The sequence below is a fragment of the Chitinophaga sp. W2I13 genome (assembly GCF_050434005.1).
GTDB lineage: Bacteria > Bacteroidota > Bacteroidia > Chitinophagales > Chitinophagaceae > Chitinophaga.
On the sequence record NZ_JBNPWD010000001.1, the window covers coordinates 3749367 to 3765109 of the forward strand.

Sequence of the window (15743 nt, forward strand, 5' to 3'; positions counted from 1 at the left end):
TTCCGCTTTTCAACAACATAAAAAAGGGTTCGCATAGCTTTTATGCGAACCCTTTTTATTTCGGTGAATTATCAGAAACTGTATTTGAATCCCAGGTTAAATCTAGCGCCACTTCCTTTGATATAGGAATCGGTACGCACCCTTCCTTGTGAGGTAACAGGATAGTAGTCGGCATTCAGCAGGTTATCCACACCCAGGCGGATAGATGCAGCCTGGCTGAAACGGTAGCCGGTATATAAGTTCACCAGGTAGAAATCCCCCACAGGACCATTGCCCAGGTCGTACTGACCGGTAGTGGCGTTTACGTCAAAGCGTTTGCGCACGCCGGAATAAATGTAGTACACCCCAAGATCCCACTGCTTCAGCGGGGAATAGTTCACGTTGAATGTCATTTTATCGGGTGAAATGCGGGTGGTGGGCAAATAGGTTTTAGTGCCGTTCACCTCTTTCTTTCCTTCTACATGAGAATAGGCACCGCTGGCATACAGGTTGGGCAGGAACTGGTAGCCGGCAGTAAATTCAAAGCCCTGTACCCTTTCAGGAGCGCGCTCCGGCACTGCTACACCGTTTACATCTTTCAGGCTGGTACCAAGATCGGAGGTGCTGATAAAATACGAACCGGATGCATTGAACTTCCCGATGTTACTGTTAAAGCCAGCTTCATAGTTGTTGGTGATAATGGCTTCAGTTTCAATGGTATTAATACTGGTGGCGCCATTGCTGACTGCTTTTGCCAGTCGCAGTGTGCGGCCCAGGTCGTACAGCGAGAAGCTCTGTGAATAACTCACAAAAGGATTGAACACCGGGAACTTCGTATACCGTAAGCCTGCGTTGAATACCAGCGCTTCGTAAGGAAGTTCGCCGCCTTTTACAAATACGCCGCCGGCATAGTTACCAAATTTGATAGTTGTATAATCCGGGATGTCCAGGGAAATATTTTCATACCGTACGCCTGCCTTCACCAGGAAATCTTTGAAGACTACCGTTTTCAGCTGTGCGTAGGGCGCATAGTTTTTCATATTCATCTCCGGCACAAACGGACGGCCGTCGGTGAGTGGCTGGGATGTTTTATCATTAAGGACATCCACACCCCAGGTAACATCTCCGGATAAATTGGGATGGAAATTGAAAACGGTGTTGAAGTTCAGCCGCGCGCCCATTTTTTTGGAAGCAATGGCAGAATTGCCCGGAGGCGCATAAAAATCGGACCATTCAAATACCGTGTAGAAGTCTTGATAGTAAAGGTTTACATTCAGTGAGGTGTTGCGGAAAATATTTTTATTGGTATAATTCACGTAAGCATTGTGATTATAGGGGGTGCCTTGTTTATCACCGGGATTGGTGCCCACTACGCCAATGATCGGGCTTTTGCCAAATTCGCCGCCTTCATCCACGTAGGTACTGTTCTGCATGGTGCGGTAATAGTTGTACATCACTTCGATGCGGTTATTGGCATTGATATCGTATCCCAGTTTTGCAAACAGGTTTACGTTTTCATTCTGGCTGAGCGACTGGAAAGGGGCGATTACTTCACCGTTTGCATCTTTGTTCACACCTGTTTGTTCATAGGTACCGCTTACCACGTAATCAAATTTATTGAGTTTGCCGGAGAAGTTCTGGGAGATGCGGCCGCCGAGGCTGTTGGCGCCATTTGTAAGGGAACCGGCGGTGCTGATATCGGTGCTTCCGCTGAAACGTTTGTCCGGGTTGGCTTTGATGGTAATGAAGTTAATGATACCGCCGTCGGCGCCATTGCCATAAATAGCAGTGGAGCCTTTGATCACCTCCACTCTTTCAATAACGGACACGTCTATACTGCGCATATCTTTATCGCCGTTGCGCAGCGGGGTGGATTGCGGGATGCCATCGATCATGATGAGCATGCCGCGGCCGCGCAGGGTTTGTCCTTTGTTGGTGGAAGTATTGGTGCCCAGTGTAAGTCCGGGTACATTCATGCTGAGCAGCTGGTTAATATCGGTGGTGATCGCGCTTTGTTCCCTTAATTTTTTTCCGGAGATGATGGTAATGGAAGATGTCACGGTGCCCAATGTTTCTTTATTACGGCTGGCGGTTACCACTATTTCATTCAGACCTACATCAGATGGTTGAATGATACTATCAGTTGTGGGCACGGGGGCACCCTGTATTTGCTGTGCTGCTGCCTGCATGGTGGCTGCAATGACTATTAATGCTGCTACTAAAGCCTTCTTCATTTTCTGTTTCCGTGTATTTTGATAATAAATTTTCTGCGGTACCAGATCAGGAATCCTGATACGGATAACACGCCGGGGGTTAGGGCAAGCAGTGAATAAATGATTTTCAGGAAGATGCCACCGTAGTTGCCGAAGTGGAGGGGAGCGATAGAGGCATTGAACTTATCGCTGAAAGAGGCGTTGCGGAAGTCCACCTTTTTTTTAACGGCGCCTTGTTCATCGATGGATACCGACGAAGCGTATTCTCCGAAGAATGCGGATTCATGGGCATGACCGAGTATCCGTACCGGGTCGCCTGCTTTTTTAGGAGGGCGGAGACCGGTGGCCCGGAAGCCGGGGATAGTAGCCGCAGCTTTGATGAGCAGGGGTTCATATTCACCGGGAAAAGGAACAGCCGTATATCCTGCCTTGGTGTTTTTCCGCGCGTCAATTACTTTCAGTTCCATCATGAAGCCGGTAAAAGAGATGAGGAGGTTGAAAAGCAGCGCCCACACGCCGACGATGCGGTGCAGGTTGCGCCAGCGCCGGGTGCGGTTATGCCATTCCAGCGGCTGCCGGAAGGTGAGTACTTTGCCCAGTGAATGCCGGTATACAAACAGGCCGGTGAGAACAGATAAAAACAGTCCTATTCCTGTAATTAAGACGATTACAGCCCCTGTTTTGCCACTTAGCAGGGTGAAGTGCAGATACATGACGTAGCCTGTAAAATGGTCTGTATTGGCGTATTGTTGTAATATTTTGCCGGTATAGGGGTTCAGGAAGATGTATACTTTGTGATCTGCTGAATATTCGGCCCGCAGCACGGTACTTTCGCCGGGCGCCTGCGGGAGTCTTACAAAAAACAGGTAGGGATTTCCGGGAAGCGCCTGGCGGGCGTCTTTCATTTGTTCCTGCAATGTTCTGGGAACGGCCTGCGGAGGAACGTGATAGGCATGGGCATACACTGCATGATCTATTTCATCGCTGAATACCAGCATGCTGCCGGTAATGCTCACCAATAGCAGCATAGCACCGGCTATCAGCCCGGTAATTCTGTGCAGGCGGAAAAATTGCTTGCTCCATTGAATGTTGAACACCTGTCTTTTATCAGTTTGACTTAAAAAATTATACCCGGCGTTAACGAAAGTGCTATAGACACTTTTGCCGCCTCACCTCGTCACCGCCATAATGGTTAAAAGGTTGAGTATGTATTGCTTCCGCCGCGAAGTTACCGCGGGATGCGGGAAACCGTTTACGCAAAGGGGAAAATTATTGATCGGATGAGAAAAAAATGGCTGCATTAACATCCTGGTGATTTATTGTTGCAGTTGAAATCTTTAACAAGCCATTAACAAAATCCAACGTATGTGTTATATTTTTTGGTAAAATCTGAGCTATTTTTGATAAGCATCAATGAATAAAAAGACCGAATTAAAATAAAAGAACTCTTATAAAATACTTGGAATCACTTGGTTATTCCAATTTCTATGAAAACCAGTTGTTCTCTACCATGTCCTGATGAAATCTAATGAAAAATTACACCTAGTGAAAGAACGATTTGAAGTAAAGGGCTGATTAAAATCAGCCCTTTTTGTTTTTCCCGGTTATTTTGCCGTACCTTCTTTTGCCATAACCCCTCTGGCCTTTTCCCATTTTAAATAGAAAAGCCTTCCTGGAAAGCAGGAAGGCTTTTAATATGATAGCGTGTGTCAGTTATACCATTGGGATCTCTGCCACCTCGTACACTTTCTCGTCCAGTTTTGCTTTGGTTTCGCTGAATGCCTTGAGGGTAAGTTCAATATCCTCATCGCTGTGCGCAGCAGTTGGGATCAGGCGGTAAATGATCTGTCCTTTTGGAATAACAGGGTATACCACGATAGAACAGAAGATGTTATAATTCTCGCGCAGATCCAGGCACATAGCAGTCGCCTCGGGGATATCGCCCTGCAGGTAGATAGGTGTTACCGGGGAATTGGTTCTGCCAATATTGAATCCACGTTCTTTCAGACCACTCTGCAGTTTATTCACATTCTCCCACAGTTTAGCCTTCATTTCCGGATGCTGACGCATCAACTGCACACGTTTCAGGTGGCCGATAACGATCGGTAAAGGAATGGATTTCGCGAAGATCTGGGAGCGCATGTTATAGCGCAGGTAATTGATGATCTGTTTTTCGCCGCTGATGAAAGCGCCGATAGAAGCACCGGACTTTGCAAAAGTATTGAACAGCAGGTCGATCTTATCCTGAACGCCTTGTTCTTCACCGGTACCGGCGCCGGTTTTACCCATTGTTCCAAAGCCATGGGCATCATCAACCAGCAGGCGGAACTCATATTTATCTTTAAATGCAGCAATTTCCTTCAGTTTACCCTGGTCGCCGGCCATGCCAAACACGCCTTCTGTAACCACGAGTATACCACCACCCTGGGTTTTAGCCAGTTCAGTAGCACGTTTCATCTGCTTGTCGAAATCTTCCATATCGTTATGCTTGAACACATAACGTTTGCCGGGGTGCAGGCGTAAACCATCCAGGATACTGGCGTGGCACTCTGCGTCATATACAATTACATCCCTGCGGCCTACTACTGCATCAATGGCGCTCATGATGCCCTGGTAACCGTAGTTCAGTAAGGTAGTTGCTTCTTTGCCCATGTAGTCAGACAGCTCATTCTCCAGCTGCTCATGGTAGTTGGTATTTCCGCTCATCATACGCGCTCCCATTGGAGAGGCCATTCCATAGTCTGCGGCAGCTTTGGCGTCGGTAGCGCGCACCTCCGGGTGGTTGGCCAAACCCAGATAGTTGTTCAGGCTCCAGACAATCTTTTCATTACCCCGGAAGTTCATACGGGGGCCTATTTCTCCTTCCAGTTTAGGAAAGGCAAAATAGCCGTGGGCTCTGTCTGAATGTTCCCCGATAGGGCCCAGATGTTTCAGCAGTTTCTCGAAAATATCCATACGATATATTATGTAATGGTTAATTCATTCCATTTAAAATGGACACAAAGGTATTAAAATATTACTTTTTGTAAACTTGGTTTACATTTGGCACCATCTATTTTATGCCGTTATTGATGCCAGATAACCATCTATCTTGTTGTATTACAGTGACTTTTAAATTATTACAATCTAATGAAATTTACACAATTCCTGGCAGTCGCATTCCTGTTATCTGCCACGGCCGGCAAAGCGCAAAACGCTCCTTCAAAGCCGCTTCATCGTCTTCCTGCGGCTAAGAACACCAGTATCGCTGCCCGCCCCAAACTCGTTGTAGGCCTGGTGGTAGACCAGATGCGGTGGGATTACCTGTACCGCTACGCCGGCAGGTATGGCGCCGGTGGTTTTAAGCGCTTGCTGCAGGAAGGCTTCTCCTGTGAAAATACGCTGATCAATTACACCCCCACCATCACGGCCTGTGGTCATACCTGTATCTATACAGGATCTGTGCCGGCTATCCACGGTATTATCGGCAACACCTGGTACAGCCCGGAACTGGGTCGTACGATGTATTGTGCGGAAGATACCACGGTAACCACCGTCGGCAGCTCCTCCGCCGCCGGTAAAATGAGCCCCCGGAATATGCTGGTAACCACTATCGGCGACGAATTGAAGTTATCCAATAATTTCCAGAGTAAGGTGATAGGTGTTGCTATTAAAGACAGGGGTGCTATTCTTCCTGCCGGGCACAGTGCCAACGCAGCTTTCTGGTATGATGCCAGCACAGGTAACTGGGTAAGCAGCACCTATTACATGAATGAATTGCCTGCATGGGCGCAGGAATTCAACCAGCAGAAATTTCCGCAGCAATATCTCAGCAAACCGTGGACTACCCTGTATCCAGCATCTACCTACACCCTTAGTACAGCCGATGAGAAACCTTTCGAAGGAAAGTATAAAAATGCCGGTAACACCTCCTTCCCGCACAACCTGTCGGAGATCGCCAATACTGCTATTTCCGCATCGCCTTACGGTAATACCATGACCCTGGAATTTGCCAAAAAAGCAATGGAAGCATATGGCCTGGGAAAAGGCCCGGTAACGGATTTGCTGGCCGTCAGTCTTTCTTCTCCTGATTATGTAGGCCATCAGTTCGGCCCCAACTCAGTGGAAGCTGAAGATACCTACCTGCGCCTGGACCAGGATCTGGCCGCGTTCTTCACCTATCTCGATGCGAAAGTGGGCAAGGGGCAGTACCTGTTCTTTATCACAGCCGATCATGGCGTTGCCCATGTACCCGGTTTTATGGCGGAAAACAAACTGCCGGGCGGCACATGGGACGACAAAGCAGCAGTAGCTACCCTGAACGACCAGGTATCAGCCAAATTTGGGGTGAAAAATGCGGTGAAAGCCACCGATAACTACCAGCTCTGGCTGAACCACGACGCTATTGAGCAGGCAGGTAAAAGTGAAGCCGACATCCGCCAGTTTATGATCCGGGAGTTGCTTAAATCACCCGCGGTCGCCAAAGCCTTTTCTATAGATAATCTCATGGGCACCACCTTGCCGGAACCCATGCGCACGATGCTGTCCAATGGCTTTAACACCAAAAGGAGCGGTGATATACAGGTGGTATTAACGCCTGGCTATATCGATGGTACCAATGTGGGCACCACGCACGGGTTATGGTATCCTTATGATGCGCATATCCCGCTGGTGTGGATGGGCTGGGGTGTTCGCCCGGGTAAAACCAACCGTACTGTTGGTATGACGGATATTACGCCTACCCTGGCTGCTTTATTGCATATCCAGATGCCCAGCGGCAATGTAGGTCAGGTAATACAGGAGATTACCCATTAAATTTTTTTTGCTTAGATTGCCATAAACAAGGCCTTGTAATTCTTTGTTTATGGCATTTTCTTTTATCCAGTATACAGTGGCGGAGCGGGTAGCCACCATCGCGCTGAACCGGCCGGAGAAGCGCAATGCGCTCAACGGGCCGATGGTAGCTGAACTCCGGGCTGCATTCCGTGCGGCGGAAGCCGATGAAGCCGTGAAAGTAGTGGTGTTGAAGGGTAACGGCGAAGCTTTTTGCGCAGGCGCCGATCTCGAATACCTGCAACAACTGCAGCAAAATACCTATGATGAAAATCTCGCTGATTCCCGGGAACTGATGCAGTTATTCCGGGAGATCTATGATCTTGATAAGATAGTAATTGGCCAGGTAGAGGGACACGCGGTGGCCGGTGGTTGCGGGCTTGTAACCCTCTGCGACCTCAGTTACGCGGTACCGGAAGCGCTGATGGGATATACCGAGGTGAAAATCGGGTTTATTCCGGCCCTGGTAGCTGTTTTCCTGGTTCGTAAAATAGGAGAGGGCCGCTCCCGGGAGCTGTTATTAACCGGCAAACTGGTAACAGCGGAAAAAGCGGCCGCCGATGGGCTGATCACCGCAGTGGTTCCTGCTTCAGAAATCGCCCAAAAGGTAGCTAAAGTGGCTGCCAGCCTATGTAATGAAGCTTCTGCCAACTCCCTGAAAGTGACCAAAAAATTGATTGGCACAGTGTTGGACTTACCGGTAGCGGATGGGTTGGCGCACGCAGCCATACTCAATGCTGCCACCCGCGGTCATGATGATTGTAAACGCGGAATAGCTGCGTTTTTAAACAAAGAGAAGCTTAACTGGTAACGGTTCACTGAGGCCATTTTATTATTAATACACCACACTATGTCATACCGGTTGTTATTAACTTTTATCTTCCTGTGCTGCACCGGCTCATTGCTGGCGCAGCGTGTTATTTCTGATGCCAAAATCGTTTACAAAATGGAACTGCCACCTGAGCAGCTCCAAATGGATGCCATGCTCGAAGGCAGCACCTTTACCCAATATATGCGCGGACCACTGAGCAGGATTGATATGAATTTCAATATTGTTCACTACACCTACCTGATCAACAGTAAAACGGAAACAATGACCACGCTGATAGATCAGCATGGGAACAAATACCTGATACGCGCAGGGAAAGAGCAATACCAGAAGGACCTGAAACAATACGAAAGCATCCAGTTCCAGGACCAGTCTGAAACCAAGAAAATAGCAGGCTACGATTGCCGTAAAGCGATTGGTACCATGCCCGACGGCAAAACCTTCGAGGTGTATTATGCCCTCGACCTGGTGCCGGAGAACAAACAATACAACCGTCGTTTTGTGAACCTGAAAGGTATTCCGCTGGAGTTCGAGATTATCACCAAAACCGGCTCCAAAACCAGGGTAGTAGCCACAAAGATAGAATTATACCCGATCCCCGCCTCCTATTTTGATGTGCCCAAAACAGGCTACAAGGAAGTGAGCCAAAAGGAGCTGCAGAATATGTAAAGACGCGGATTTTGTCTTTCTCAGGATTAAACTTATTACACTGATTACGCTGATTTGATCACTTTTTGATTTTAAAAGATTCGGGGAGATATAAGCGGATATTTTCGCTTATATCTCCCCGAATCTTTTAAAATCAAAAATGTTCAAATCCCCTAAATCAATAAAATCAGCGTAATCCTGAGTTAGACAACCTCCGCTCCGGTGCAAAAAAAGAGCCGGTTAAAAAGCTGTAGAACTTTTTAACCGGCCCATATTGTAATTGAAGAAACGTTAAGTTTATTACCCTTTCTTAAGCGGCAGAATGATCTGCAGTTTCTGAAAGTTCATGTTTCCAGGAGGTTGTGACTGCACCTGGACATTGGTTGGAACTACATAAGTGACATTACCTTTCGTATAGGTCATTACCGCTTTAAGATTAATGACATTATTATAGTTATTGGTAGTAGTAAACTTAAAGTCTGAGTTGAAGGTACCCGAAAAGCGGTAGCCAGCATCAAGGCTCAGATTGGTTTTAGGCATAGCTGTATTCAGCACAAAATGTTGGCTGTCAGCTGTCTTTTTCACTTTGTCTTTATTATTATCGGTGGGCAAAAAGCCATTATTTGCCGCCGCATTGAGAGCAAAAAACGCTAATGCGCCCGCTAACAAGCAAGACAATGAAAAGGTGCGTGATATGTATGTTTTCGCTTTCATTGTAACACAAATGTACAAACTTTTTGATATATTATATAACATATTCTTAACGCAAGATACGAAGAAATCACAAAGAATTGTTAAAAATTTTTTAGCACATTGATTTCACCCCATATTTGGGCATAGATAAAAGTACTATATTTACAGTAATGAGTAAAGACTTTTCATTTTTAAACGAGGATTTTGATGATCTGAGAGACTTGTTGCAGCAGTTTGAAAACCTCAGGGCTGGTAAGTCTCATTCTTTTTTGGACGAAGATTCATTTGAGCAGATCATAGACTATTATGACGAGCATGACGAAATGCCGATCGCATTGCAGGCCGCAGAAATAGCCATCGAACAATTCCCCTATTCCTCCACTTTACTTCTCAAAAAGGCCAACTTACTGATAGAAACCAAAAAATATAAGGAAGCATTGGACTTGCTGGAGAGAAAGCAGAAGTGCTGGACCGTACTGATATCAATCTTTATATACTGCAAACAGACGTTTACCTGGCGCTGAACCAGCACCAGAAGGCAGCTGCTGTGCTGGAAGAACAGATTGAACAGTTTTCAGGGGAAGACAGGACAGAATTATTGCTGGAACTGGCCGACGTATACGACGACTGGGAGGAGTTTGAGAAAGTGTTTGATTGCCTGAAACTGGCGCTGGAATATGATCCTACCAGTGAGGAAGCATTACATAAAATCTGTTTCTGGACAGAATTTACCGGCCGCAATGAAGAGAGCATCCGCCTGCATAGCGCCATTATCGACGAACATCCCTATAACCAGCTGGCCTGGTTTAACCTGGGCACAGCATTCCAGGGACTTAAATTATACGAAAAAGCGATAGACGCATACCAATATGCGGTGGCCATAGATGAGAAATTCGATTATGCCTACCGTAATATGGGCGATGCCTATATCCGGATGCGCAAGTATGCCGAAGCCATAGAAGTGCTCCAGAAACACCTGGAAATCGCCAAGCCGGAGGATGTCATCTATGAAGCTATCGGTCATTGTTACGAAAGACAACGGAAGTTTACCCAGGCACGTTACTACTACCGTAAAGCTTCGCATCTGAGTCCCAGCGATGATAAGCTGTACTACAAGATTGCGGTGGCCTATATGATGGAAGCCAACTGGGAAAATGCCGTTAAATCGTTAATGAGCGCACTGAAAATAAATAAAACCAACGCAGAGTACAATATGAGCCTGGGTGAATGCTACCTGGAGCTCGGAAAGAACAAGGATGCACTGGTACATTTTATGAATGCCGTACGTACCAGGCCCAAAAGCGCCGTTACCTGGCAGGAACTGTTAAAGGGACTGTATGTATCCGGATTCCTTGATGAAGCCCTTGTACAATTAGCCATAGCAGAGGAAAAGGCGGGCCGTAAACCTATCTTTATCTATTACCGGGCCGCTATCCTGATAGCCATGGGTAAAACAAAAGAAGGGTTACTGCACCTGGAAACAGCCCTGCAACAGGCTCCAAAGATTGTTAAAAAGCTCGTAGAGCTCGACCCTGCTGTGTTACAGCATGTGAGTGTGGTAGATCTGATCGCCCAATATCGCCGCAAACGTTAACCAGTGTTATTTACTTTAATAAAATAAAGTATACTTCTTATTTTTGCGCCGGCTTTTAATTGTCATGGACAAAAGTCAATAGTATTTCCGGTTACTAAAATTGCATCTACGCTATCCCGAAGTGCCTGGCGAAAATTAGCATGTGTTTTACTGACCAATAAGAAGATAAAAATATTTCAAATGAATTTTAATCTGACACAAATCCCGGAAAGGACAAAGAAGCCCCGCACACATGGACTCACTATGGTAATGGACAAAGGGCTGAGTTTGGAAGAAGCACGAAATTTTTTATCCGCAGCAGGTCCTCACATTGATATCCTGAAACTGGGTTTTGGCACTGCTTACGTTACGCCCAACCTGCGCGCAAAAATTGAACTTTACCAGTCGGCAAACATTCCCGTATACTTTGGCGGAACCCTGTTCGAAGCCTTTGTAATCCGCAACCAGTTTGAAGAATACATCAACGTGGTAAAAGATTACGGTATCAGCTACATGGAAGTTTCCGACGGCTCTATCACTATCCCGCATGCTGAAAAATGCGGTTATATTGAAAAACTGGCAAAAATAGGGCTGGTACTGAGCGAAGTAGGCTCCAAAGATGCTGAACACATTATCCCTCCCTATAAGTGGATTGAACTGATGAGCGCTGAGCTCTCCGCCGGCGCCACTTATGTGATTGCTGAAGCCCGCGAAAGCGGTAACGTAGGCATCTACCGCGGTAGCGGCGAAGTACGCGAAGGCCTGGTACAGGAAATCCTGACACAGATCCCCGCCGAAAAAATTATCTGGGAAGCGCCACAAAAAGCCCAACAGCTTTACTTCCTGGAACTGGTAGGCTGCAATGCCAACCTGGGCAACCTGGCTCCTAATGAAGTGATCTCCCTGGAAGCCATGCGCATCGGCCTCAGAGGAGATACCTTTAACCTGTTCCTCGACAGAGAATAGTTTTTTAAATAATTACAGATTATGAATTACGAATGACGGATTTGTGGATAACATCAACACAAATCCCTGATTTGTAATTCATAATTGGTAATGATCAATTACCTGGTACATGAAAATTTACGGACTTATTGGCTATCCGCTCAGTCACTCCTTCTCCAAAGGTTTCTTTAAAGAAAAATTTGAAAAGGAAAATATATCAGGATGTGTATATGATAACTTCCCGATTCCAGGCATCTCTGAATTTACCTCCCTGCTGGAGCAGCATCCGCAACTGCATGGCCTCAACGTTACCATCCCCTATAAGGAAGTGGTAATCCCCTTCCTGGATAATCTCAGCGATGCCGCCGCGAAAATCGGCGCTGTAAACTGTATCGACTTCAGGGAGGGAAAAAAAACGGGCTACAACACGGATGTAATCGGGTTTACCAAATCGCTGCAACCCCTGCTGCAGGCCCATCATAAGCACGCACTGGTACTGGGCACCGGCGGCGCCGCCAAAGCTATTATGTATGCGCTGGAACAGCTGGGCATTACCTATACCGTAGTAAGCCGGCAACCGGTGAACGGAGCCGTATCCTACGAGTCACTGAACCAACAGGTAATGGAACAACACACCATAATTGTGAATACAACACCCCTGGGCATGTATCCGAAAACAGATACCTACCCCGAAATCCCTTACCAGTACCTCACTTCCAGGCACCTGCTGTACGACCTGGTGTATAACCCGGCAGAAACATCTTTCCTGCAACGGGGCGCCGCACAGGGCGCCACCATCAAAAACGGCCACGAAATGCTGATCCTCCAGGCAGAAGCCTCGTGGGAAATCTGGAACGCGTAGGTTGTCTTACTCAGGATTACGCTGATTTTACTGATTTTTTCTTTTGGATTTTCTTTAGATTTTTAGATTTAATAATAATTAAGGGAGATGAGAGCGAATATCCGCTTCTATCTCCCTTAATCCTTTATAAAATCAAAAAAGTAAAAATCCAGTTAATCAGTAAAATCAGCGTAATCCTGAGTAAGACAACCTACGCTGGCTTTATCATGTAATACACGCACGTAGTAACGAAGTTCCGGAAGAAAGGAATCGCAGCAATGGGCTTCCACTGCACCCGCGCGCTTACGCCGAATTTATATTTATAGATAGGATTGATCAGGTAAAACCGGCGTTGCGTAATTTTATACTGCTGACGCTTTACAATACGTTCAAAACGTTCAATGGAAATGCCGGTAGATTTTACATCCATCAGGTCGATCACTACATCATCTCCTTCGCCAAATAGCCGCAATACACCTTTGTAGAGCGGCCTGGGAAGCAAATGAATATAAGGTACCATGCTGAGGAATTTGTTCTTGCAGATCTGCTGATGTCCTCCATGAGGCATATACCACGGCGGAAAACCAAAATATACCTGCCCGCGGGGACTCAGCAACTGTTTCAGATGACCGATGATTTTTTCCTGGTCAGGAATGTGTTCAATGGCATCTTTCAAAATAATTACATCAAAAGAATTCCGGAATTCTCCGAGGAAATCCAGGTCATAGATATTTTTGGCAATCAGTTTTAATTGTCCGTTGTCCAGGTATTGCTGCAAAAAAGTTTTGGCCAGTTCTATCCGGTCCGGTGCAAGATCCACGCCTACGCAGTTACACCCTTTTTCCAGCAAAGGAGTAAGCACACCGCCTTCCCCACATCCCACCTCCATTACACGCAGGCCTTCCAGTTGCGGAAACTCCTGCTGTATGAATGGCAGCACATAGTCGCGCGAATTGTCCACCTGTTGCTTGTGCCGTAGCGTTGCGTCTAAATGATGTTCTAATGCCATGTATTTAAAATTGCGTGAATTTAGTAAAAAGCCCTTAGCTTTTAGCTTTTCAGGATCTTAAATAAATCCTATAATTAGCGGCCGCATGCTGACAGCTAGCTGCTAATAGCTATCTTTGCGGGCATGCAAACGAACGAAAAAACAAATTACCAGGAAGGAGCCGTGATATTGATCAATAAGCCTTTAACATGGACCTCCTTCGATGTAGTGCGTAAGATAAGAAATCTCACCAAAGCTAAAATAGGTCACGCCGGCACGCTGGATCCTTTAGCTACCGGACTGCTGATCTGCTGTACGGGGAAAATGACCAAGAAAATCAATGAATACCAGGCGCAGGAGAAAGAATACACCGGCACTTTTACTTTAGGCGCTACCACACCTACATTCGATAAGGAGTCTGAGCCGGAGAATTTTAAAGATATCAGCCACCTTGATGAAGCGGCCATCATGGCTGCCACCCAACCGTTCATCGGTGAAATTATGCAGCTGCCTCCTATCCATTCTGCCATCAAGCAAAATGGAAAACCTATTTACCTGCTGGCCAGGAAAGGAGTAGATGTAAAAGTAGAACCGCGGAAATTAACCATTGCCGCATTTGAGATCACTAAAATAGATTTACCGGAAGTACATTTCAGAGTAGTATGCAGTACGGGTACGTATATACGCTCCCTGGCAAATGACTATGGCGCACAATTAGGTTGCGGCGCCTACCTGAGTAGTCTTTGCAGAACCCGCATCGGTAATTTCAGCTTGTCGGAAGCTACTGACATGGAAGATTTCATTGCTGCCAACGCCGTTCCTAAAACGGATAACCAATAGCAATATTCCAGATAATATTTTCACGGCGCCAGCGGCTGTCTTTCAGATCCCACTCACTCACATACCAGCCGTTTTTATTACCGGTGAAGTAAGGAACCTTCAGCGGTATGCCCCAATCCAGGCGGACGAGGAAGAAAGAGAAATCCAGTCGCAGGCCCGCGCCCGTACCCATCGCCAGGTCATGATACAGCTGGTTGAAGCGGAATTCGGAGCCGGGCCGGGTGGAGTCCTTGCGGATCATCCAGATATTACCCATGTCCAGGAAGGTGGCGCCTTTCAGGTTTACGCTACCGCCAAACATCCTCAACAGGTCGAAGCGGTATTCGAGGTTTCCCTCCAGCTTCATGTCGCCGGTTTGATCGGGGAATGCCTGCGCGGTAGCAGAGGAATCCTTAAAAGAGCCGGGACCCAGTGTGCGTAAGCGCCATGCGCGGATACTGTTGGGACCACCGGAAGTAAACTGCCTGATATATGGCAATACCTGTGAGTAACTGTACGGAATACCTACGCCGGCATAAACCCTGCTGGCCAGCCCGCTGTGGAGCCCCAGTTTCCAGAAGTGACGGTAATCTGCTTCTATCTTTACAAAATTTGAAATATTTACGTTGGTCAGCGTTTCCAGGTTGGTTTTTTTGCCGCTGATGCCGTTCATGAGGCTGTTGATGCCACTGAGCCAGAGTCCTGATTCTTCCACGTTCACCCGGAAGTAGCTGTAGTGCTGCTGATGCAGCAGGTCCTGGTTGCTGAAAATAAACGAAACGCTTTCCCCCGCCAATTAACGCCGGCTCAAAGCTGCGTTTCAGATACGGATTGGTATTTACCACGCTGTCGCGGAAAGTCGGGTCCAGGCTCACGCCTACATAGTTGAGCGTAATGGGCCGCATGATCCACCGTTTGTAAAGGCTTTCATTCCAATCGTACCCATAGGAGGCGTTGATGCTGGTTACATCAAACTTCTCCACGCGGGAGAGGTAGTTGGCGCCAAGCGTTAATCTTGTTTTTACATTGGAGCGGCTGCTTTGTTTGATGTTAAATGGCAGCGCAAAACGTGGCCAGGTAAGACTCACCTCACCTCCAAACTGTTTCGACTGCAGCTCCCATCCCGACTCCTGGCGTACCAGTTCAATACCGGTACTGAGCGCCATACCCAGTTGCGTAGCCGTTTTATTCAGGTTAATGTGCCGGTAGTTCAGGGTTACGCCCGATCCCAGCGTATAGTCAGAACTGTTACTTAATTCAAAGGTCAAACCCAGTTCCTGCCTGCGCCTGGGGGTAAGAAACACATAGGCATCCAGTGTATTTACGGAGTCTTTCGGTTCTTTGTATTGCAGCGTTACAAACTGCCATACGCCAATATCGTATAATTTATTGACGGTATTATT

General features: G+C 46.9%; 14 protein-coding genes. 8 read left to right on the forward strand and 6 right to left on the reverse strand.

Going from position 1 to position 15743, the window contains the following annotated elements; genetic code table 11:
- Positions 1-71 precede the first annotated feature (71 nt).
- From QFZ48_RS15590 to QFZ48_RS15600, 3 genes are all read right to left on the reverse strand, one after another.
- Positions 72-2213: a TonB-dependent receptor gene (locus QFZ48_RS15590; RefSeq protein ID WP_429051210.1), complete on the reverse strand. Its 2142-nt coding sequence runs from the start codon at positions 2211-2213 to the stop codon at positions 72-74.
- Positions 2210-3289 (reverse strand): PepSY-associated TM helix domain-containing protein, encoded by a 1080-nt coding sequence (locus QFZ48_RS15595; RefSeq protein ID WP_429051208.1) that lies wholly within the window; start codon positions 3287-3289, stop codon positions 2210-2212. The genes QFZ48_RS15590 and QFZ48_RS15595 overlap by 4 nt, the downstream gene beginning before the upstream one ends.
- A gap of 616 nt (positions 3290-3905) precedes the next feature.
- Positions 3906-5147, reverse strand: a complete 1242-nt coding sequence (locus QFZ48_RS15600; RefSeq protein WP_429051206.1) for an aminotransferase class I/II-fold pyridoxal phosphate-dependent enzyme — start codon at positions 5145-5147, stop codon at positions 3906-3908.
- 174 nt (positions 5148-5321) lie between these two features.
- Here QFZ48_RS15600 and pafA point away from each other — a divergent pair, with 174 nt between their 5' ends.
- The 3 genes from pafA to QFZ48_RS15615 are packed head-to-tail and all read left to right on the forward strand — an operon-like array spanning position 5322 to position 8502.
- Positions 5322-6986: an alkaline phosphatase PafA gene (gene pafA / locus QFZ48_RS15605; RefSeq protein ID WP_429051205.1), complete on the forward strand. Its 1665-nt coding sequence runs from the start codon at positions 5322-5324 to the stop codon at positions 6984-6986.
- 49 nt (positions 6987-7035) lie between these two features.
- Positions 7036-7815, forward strand: coding sequence for an enoyl-CoA hydratase/isomerase family protein (locus tag QFZ48_RS15610; RefSeq protein ID WP_429062926.1), 780 nt, complete (start codon positions 7036-7038; stop codon positions 7813-7815).
- Positions 7816-7854: 39 nt separating this feature from the next.
- Positions 7855-8502, forward strand: coding sequence for a hypothetical protein (locus QFZ48_RS15615; RefSeq protein ID WP_370912441.1), 648 nt, complete (start codon positions 7855-7857; stop codon positions 8500-8502).
- A gap of 279 nt (positions 8503-8781) precedes the next feature.
- On the opposite strand, the gene QFZ48_RS15620 is transcribed toward QFZ48_RS15615, so the two are convergent.
- Positions 8782-9195, reverse strand: coding sequence for a hypothetical protein (locus QFZ48_RS15620; RefSeq protein WP_429051201.1), 414 nt, complete (start codon positions 9193-9195; stop codon positions 8782-8784).
- A gap of 149 nt (positions 9196-9344) precedes the next feature.
- On the opposite strand from QFZ48_RS15620, the gene QFZ48_RS15625 reads away from it, so the two are divergent.
- The 4 genes from QFZ48_RS15625 (at position 9345) to QFZ48_RS15640 (ending at position 12554) form a co-directional block, all read left to right on the forward strand.
- A complete protein-coding gene (locus QFZ48_RS15625; RefSeq protein WP_429062927.1) occupies positions 9345-9698 on the forward strand; it encodes a hypothetical protein in 354 nt (117 codons plus the stop codon).
- Entirely contained in the window at positions 9638-10768 is a 1131-nt protein-coding gene (locus tag QFZ48_RS15630; protein ID WP_429062929.1) for a tetratricopeptide repeat protein, read from the forward strand. Before QFZ48_RS15625 ends, QFZ48_RS15630 begins: the two co-directional genes overlap by 61 nt.
- A 180-nt stretch (positions 10769-10948) precedes the next feature.
- Entirely contained in the window at positions 10949-11713 is a 765-nt protein-coding gene (locus QFZ48_RS15635) for a phosphosulfolactate synthase (protein ID WP_370913561.1), read from the forward strand.
- 109 nt (positions 11714-11822) lie between these two features.
- A complete protein-coding gene (locus QFZ48_RS15640; RefSeq protein ID WP_429051199.1) occupies positions 11823-12554 on the forward strand; it encodes a shikimate dehydrogenase family protein in 732 nt (243 codons plus the stop codon).
- 190 nt (positions 12555-12744) lie between these two features.
- Here QFZ48_RS15640 and QFZ48_RS15645 read toward each other — a convergent pair whose 3' ends face one another.
- Positions 12745-13542, reverse strand: coding sequence for a class I SAM-dependent methyltransferase (locus tag QFZ48_RS15645; RefSeq protein WP_429051198.1), 798 nt, complete (start codon positions 13540-13542; stop codon positions 12745-12747).
- Positions 13543-13665: 123 nt separating this feature from the next.
- On the opposite strand from QFZ48_RS15645, the gene truB reads away from it, so the two are divergent.
- Positions 13666-14361, forward strand: coding sequence for a tRNA pseudouridine(55) synthase TruB (gene truB / locus QFZ48_RS15650; RefSeq protein ID WP_429051196.1), 696 nt, complete (start codon positions 13666-13668; stop codon positions 14359-14361).
- Here truB and QFZ48_RS15655 read toward each other — a convergent pair.
- A complete protein-coding gene (locus QFZ48_RS15655) occupies positions 14342-15013 on the reverse strand; it encodes a BamA/TamA family outer membrane protein (protein ID WP_429062931.1) in 672 nt (223 codons plus the stop codon). The two genes, truB and QFZ48_RS15655, sit on opposite strands and share 20 nt — an antisense overlap.
- Positions 15014-15743 lie beyond the last annotated feature (730 nt).

Coding starts and splice junctions, on each gene's coding strand:
- QFZ48_RS15635 (WP_370913561.1), top strand. CDS start 10,949: ATGAATTTTAATCTGACACAAATCCCGGAAAGGACAAAGAAGCCCCGC.
- QFZ48_RS15610 (WP_429062926.1), top strand. CDS start 7,036: ATGGCATTTTCTTTTATCCAGTATACAGTGGCGGAGCGGGTAGCCACC.
- truB (WP_429051196.1), top strand. CDS start 13,666: ATGCAAACGAACGAAAAAACAAATTACCAGGAAGGAGCCGTGATATTG.
- QFZ48_RS15600 (WP_429051206.1), bottom strand. CDS start 5,147: ATGGATATTTTCGAGAAACTGCTGAAACATCTGGGCCCTATCGGGGAA.
- QFZ48_RS15625 (WP_429062927.1), top strand. CDS start 9,345: ATGAGTAAAGACTTTTCATTTTTAAACGAGGATTTTGATGATCTGAGA.
- QFZ48_RS15640 (WP_429051199.1), top strand. CDS start 11,823: ATGAAAATTTACGGACTTATTGGCTATCCGCTCAGTCACTCCTTCTCC.
- QFZ48_RS15615 (WP_370912441.1), top strand. CDS start 7,855: ATGTCATACCGGTTGTTATTAACTTTTATCTTCCTGTGCTGCACCGGC.
- QFZ48_RS15645 (WP_429051198.1), bottom strand. CDS start 13,542: ATGGCATTAGAACATCATTTAGACGCAACGCTACGGCACAAGCAACAG.
- QFZ48_RS15655 (WP_429062931.1), bottom strand. CDS start 15,013: ATGAACGGCATCAGCGGCAAAAAAACCAACCTGGAAACGCTGACCAAC.
- pafA (WP_429051205.1), top strand. CDS start 5,322: ATGAAATTTACACAATTCCTGGCAGTCGCATTCCTGTTATCTGCCACG.
- QFZ48_RS15620 (WP_429051201.1), bottom strand. CDS start 9,195: ATGAAAGCGAAAACATACATATCACGCACCTTTTCATTGTCTTGCTTG.
- QFZ48_RS15590 (WP_429051210.1), bottom strand. CDS start 2,213: ATGAAGAAGGCTTTAGTAGCAGCATTAATAGTCATTGCAGCCACCATG.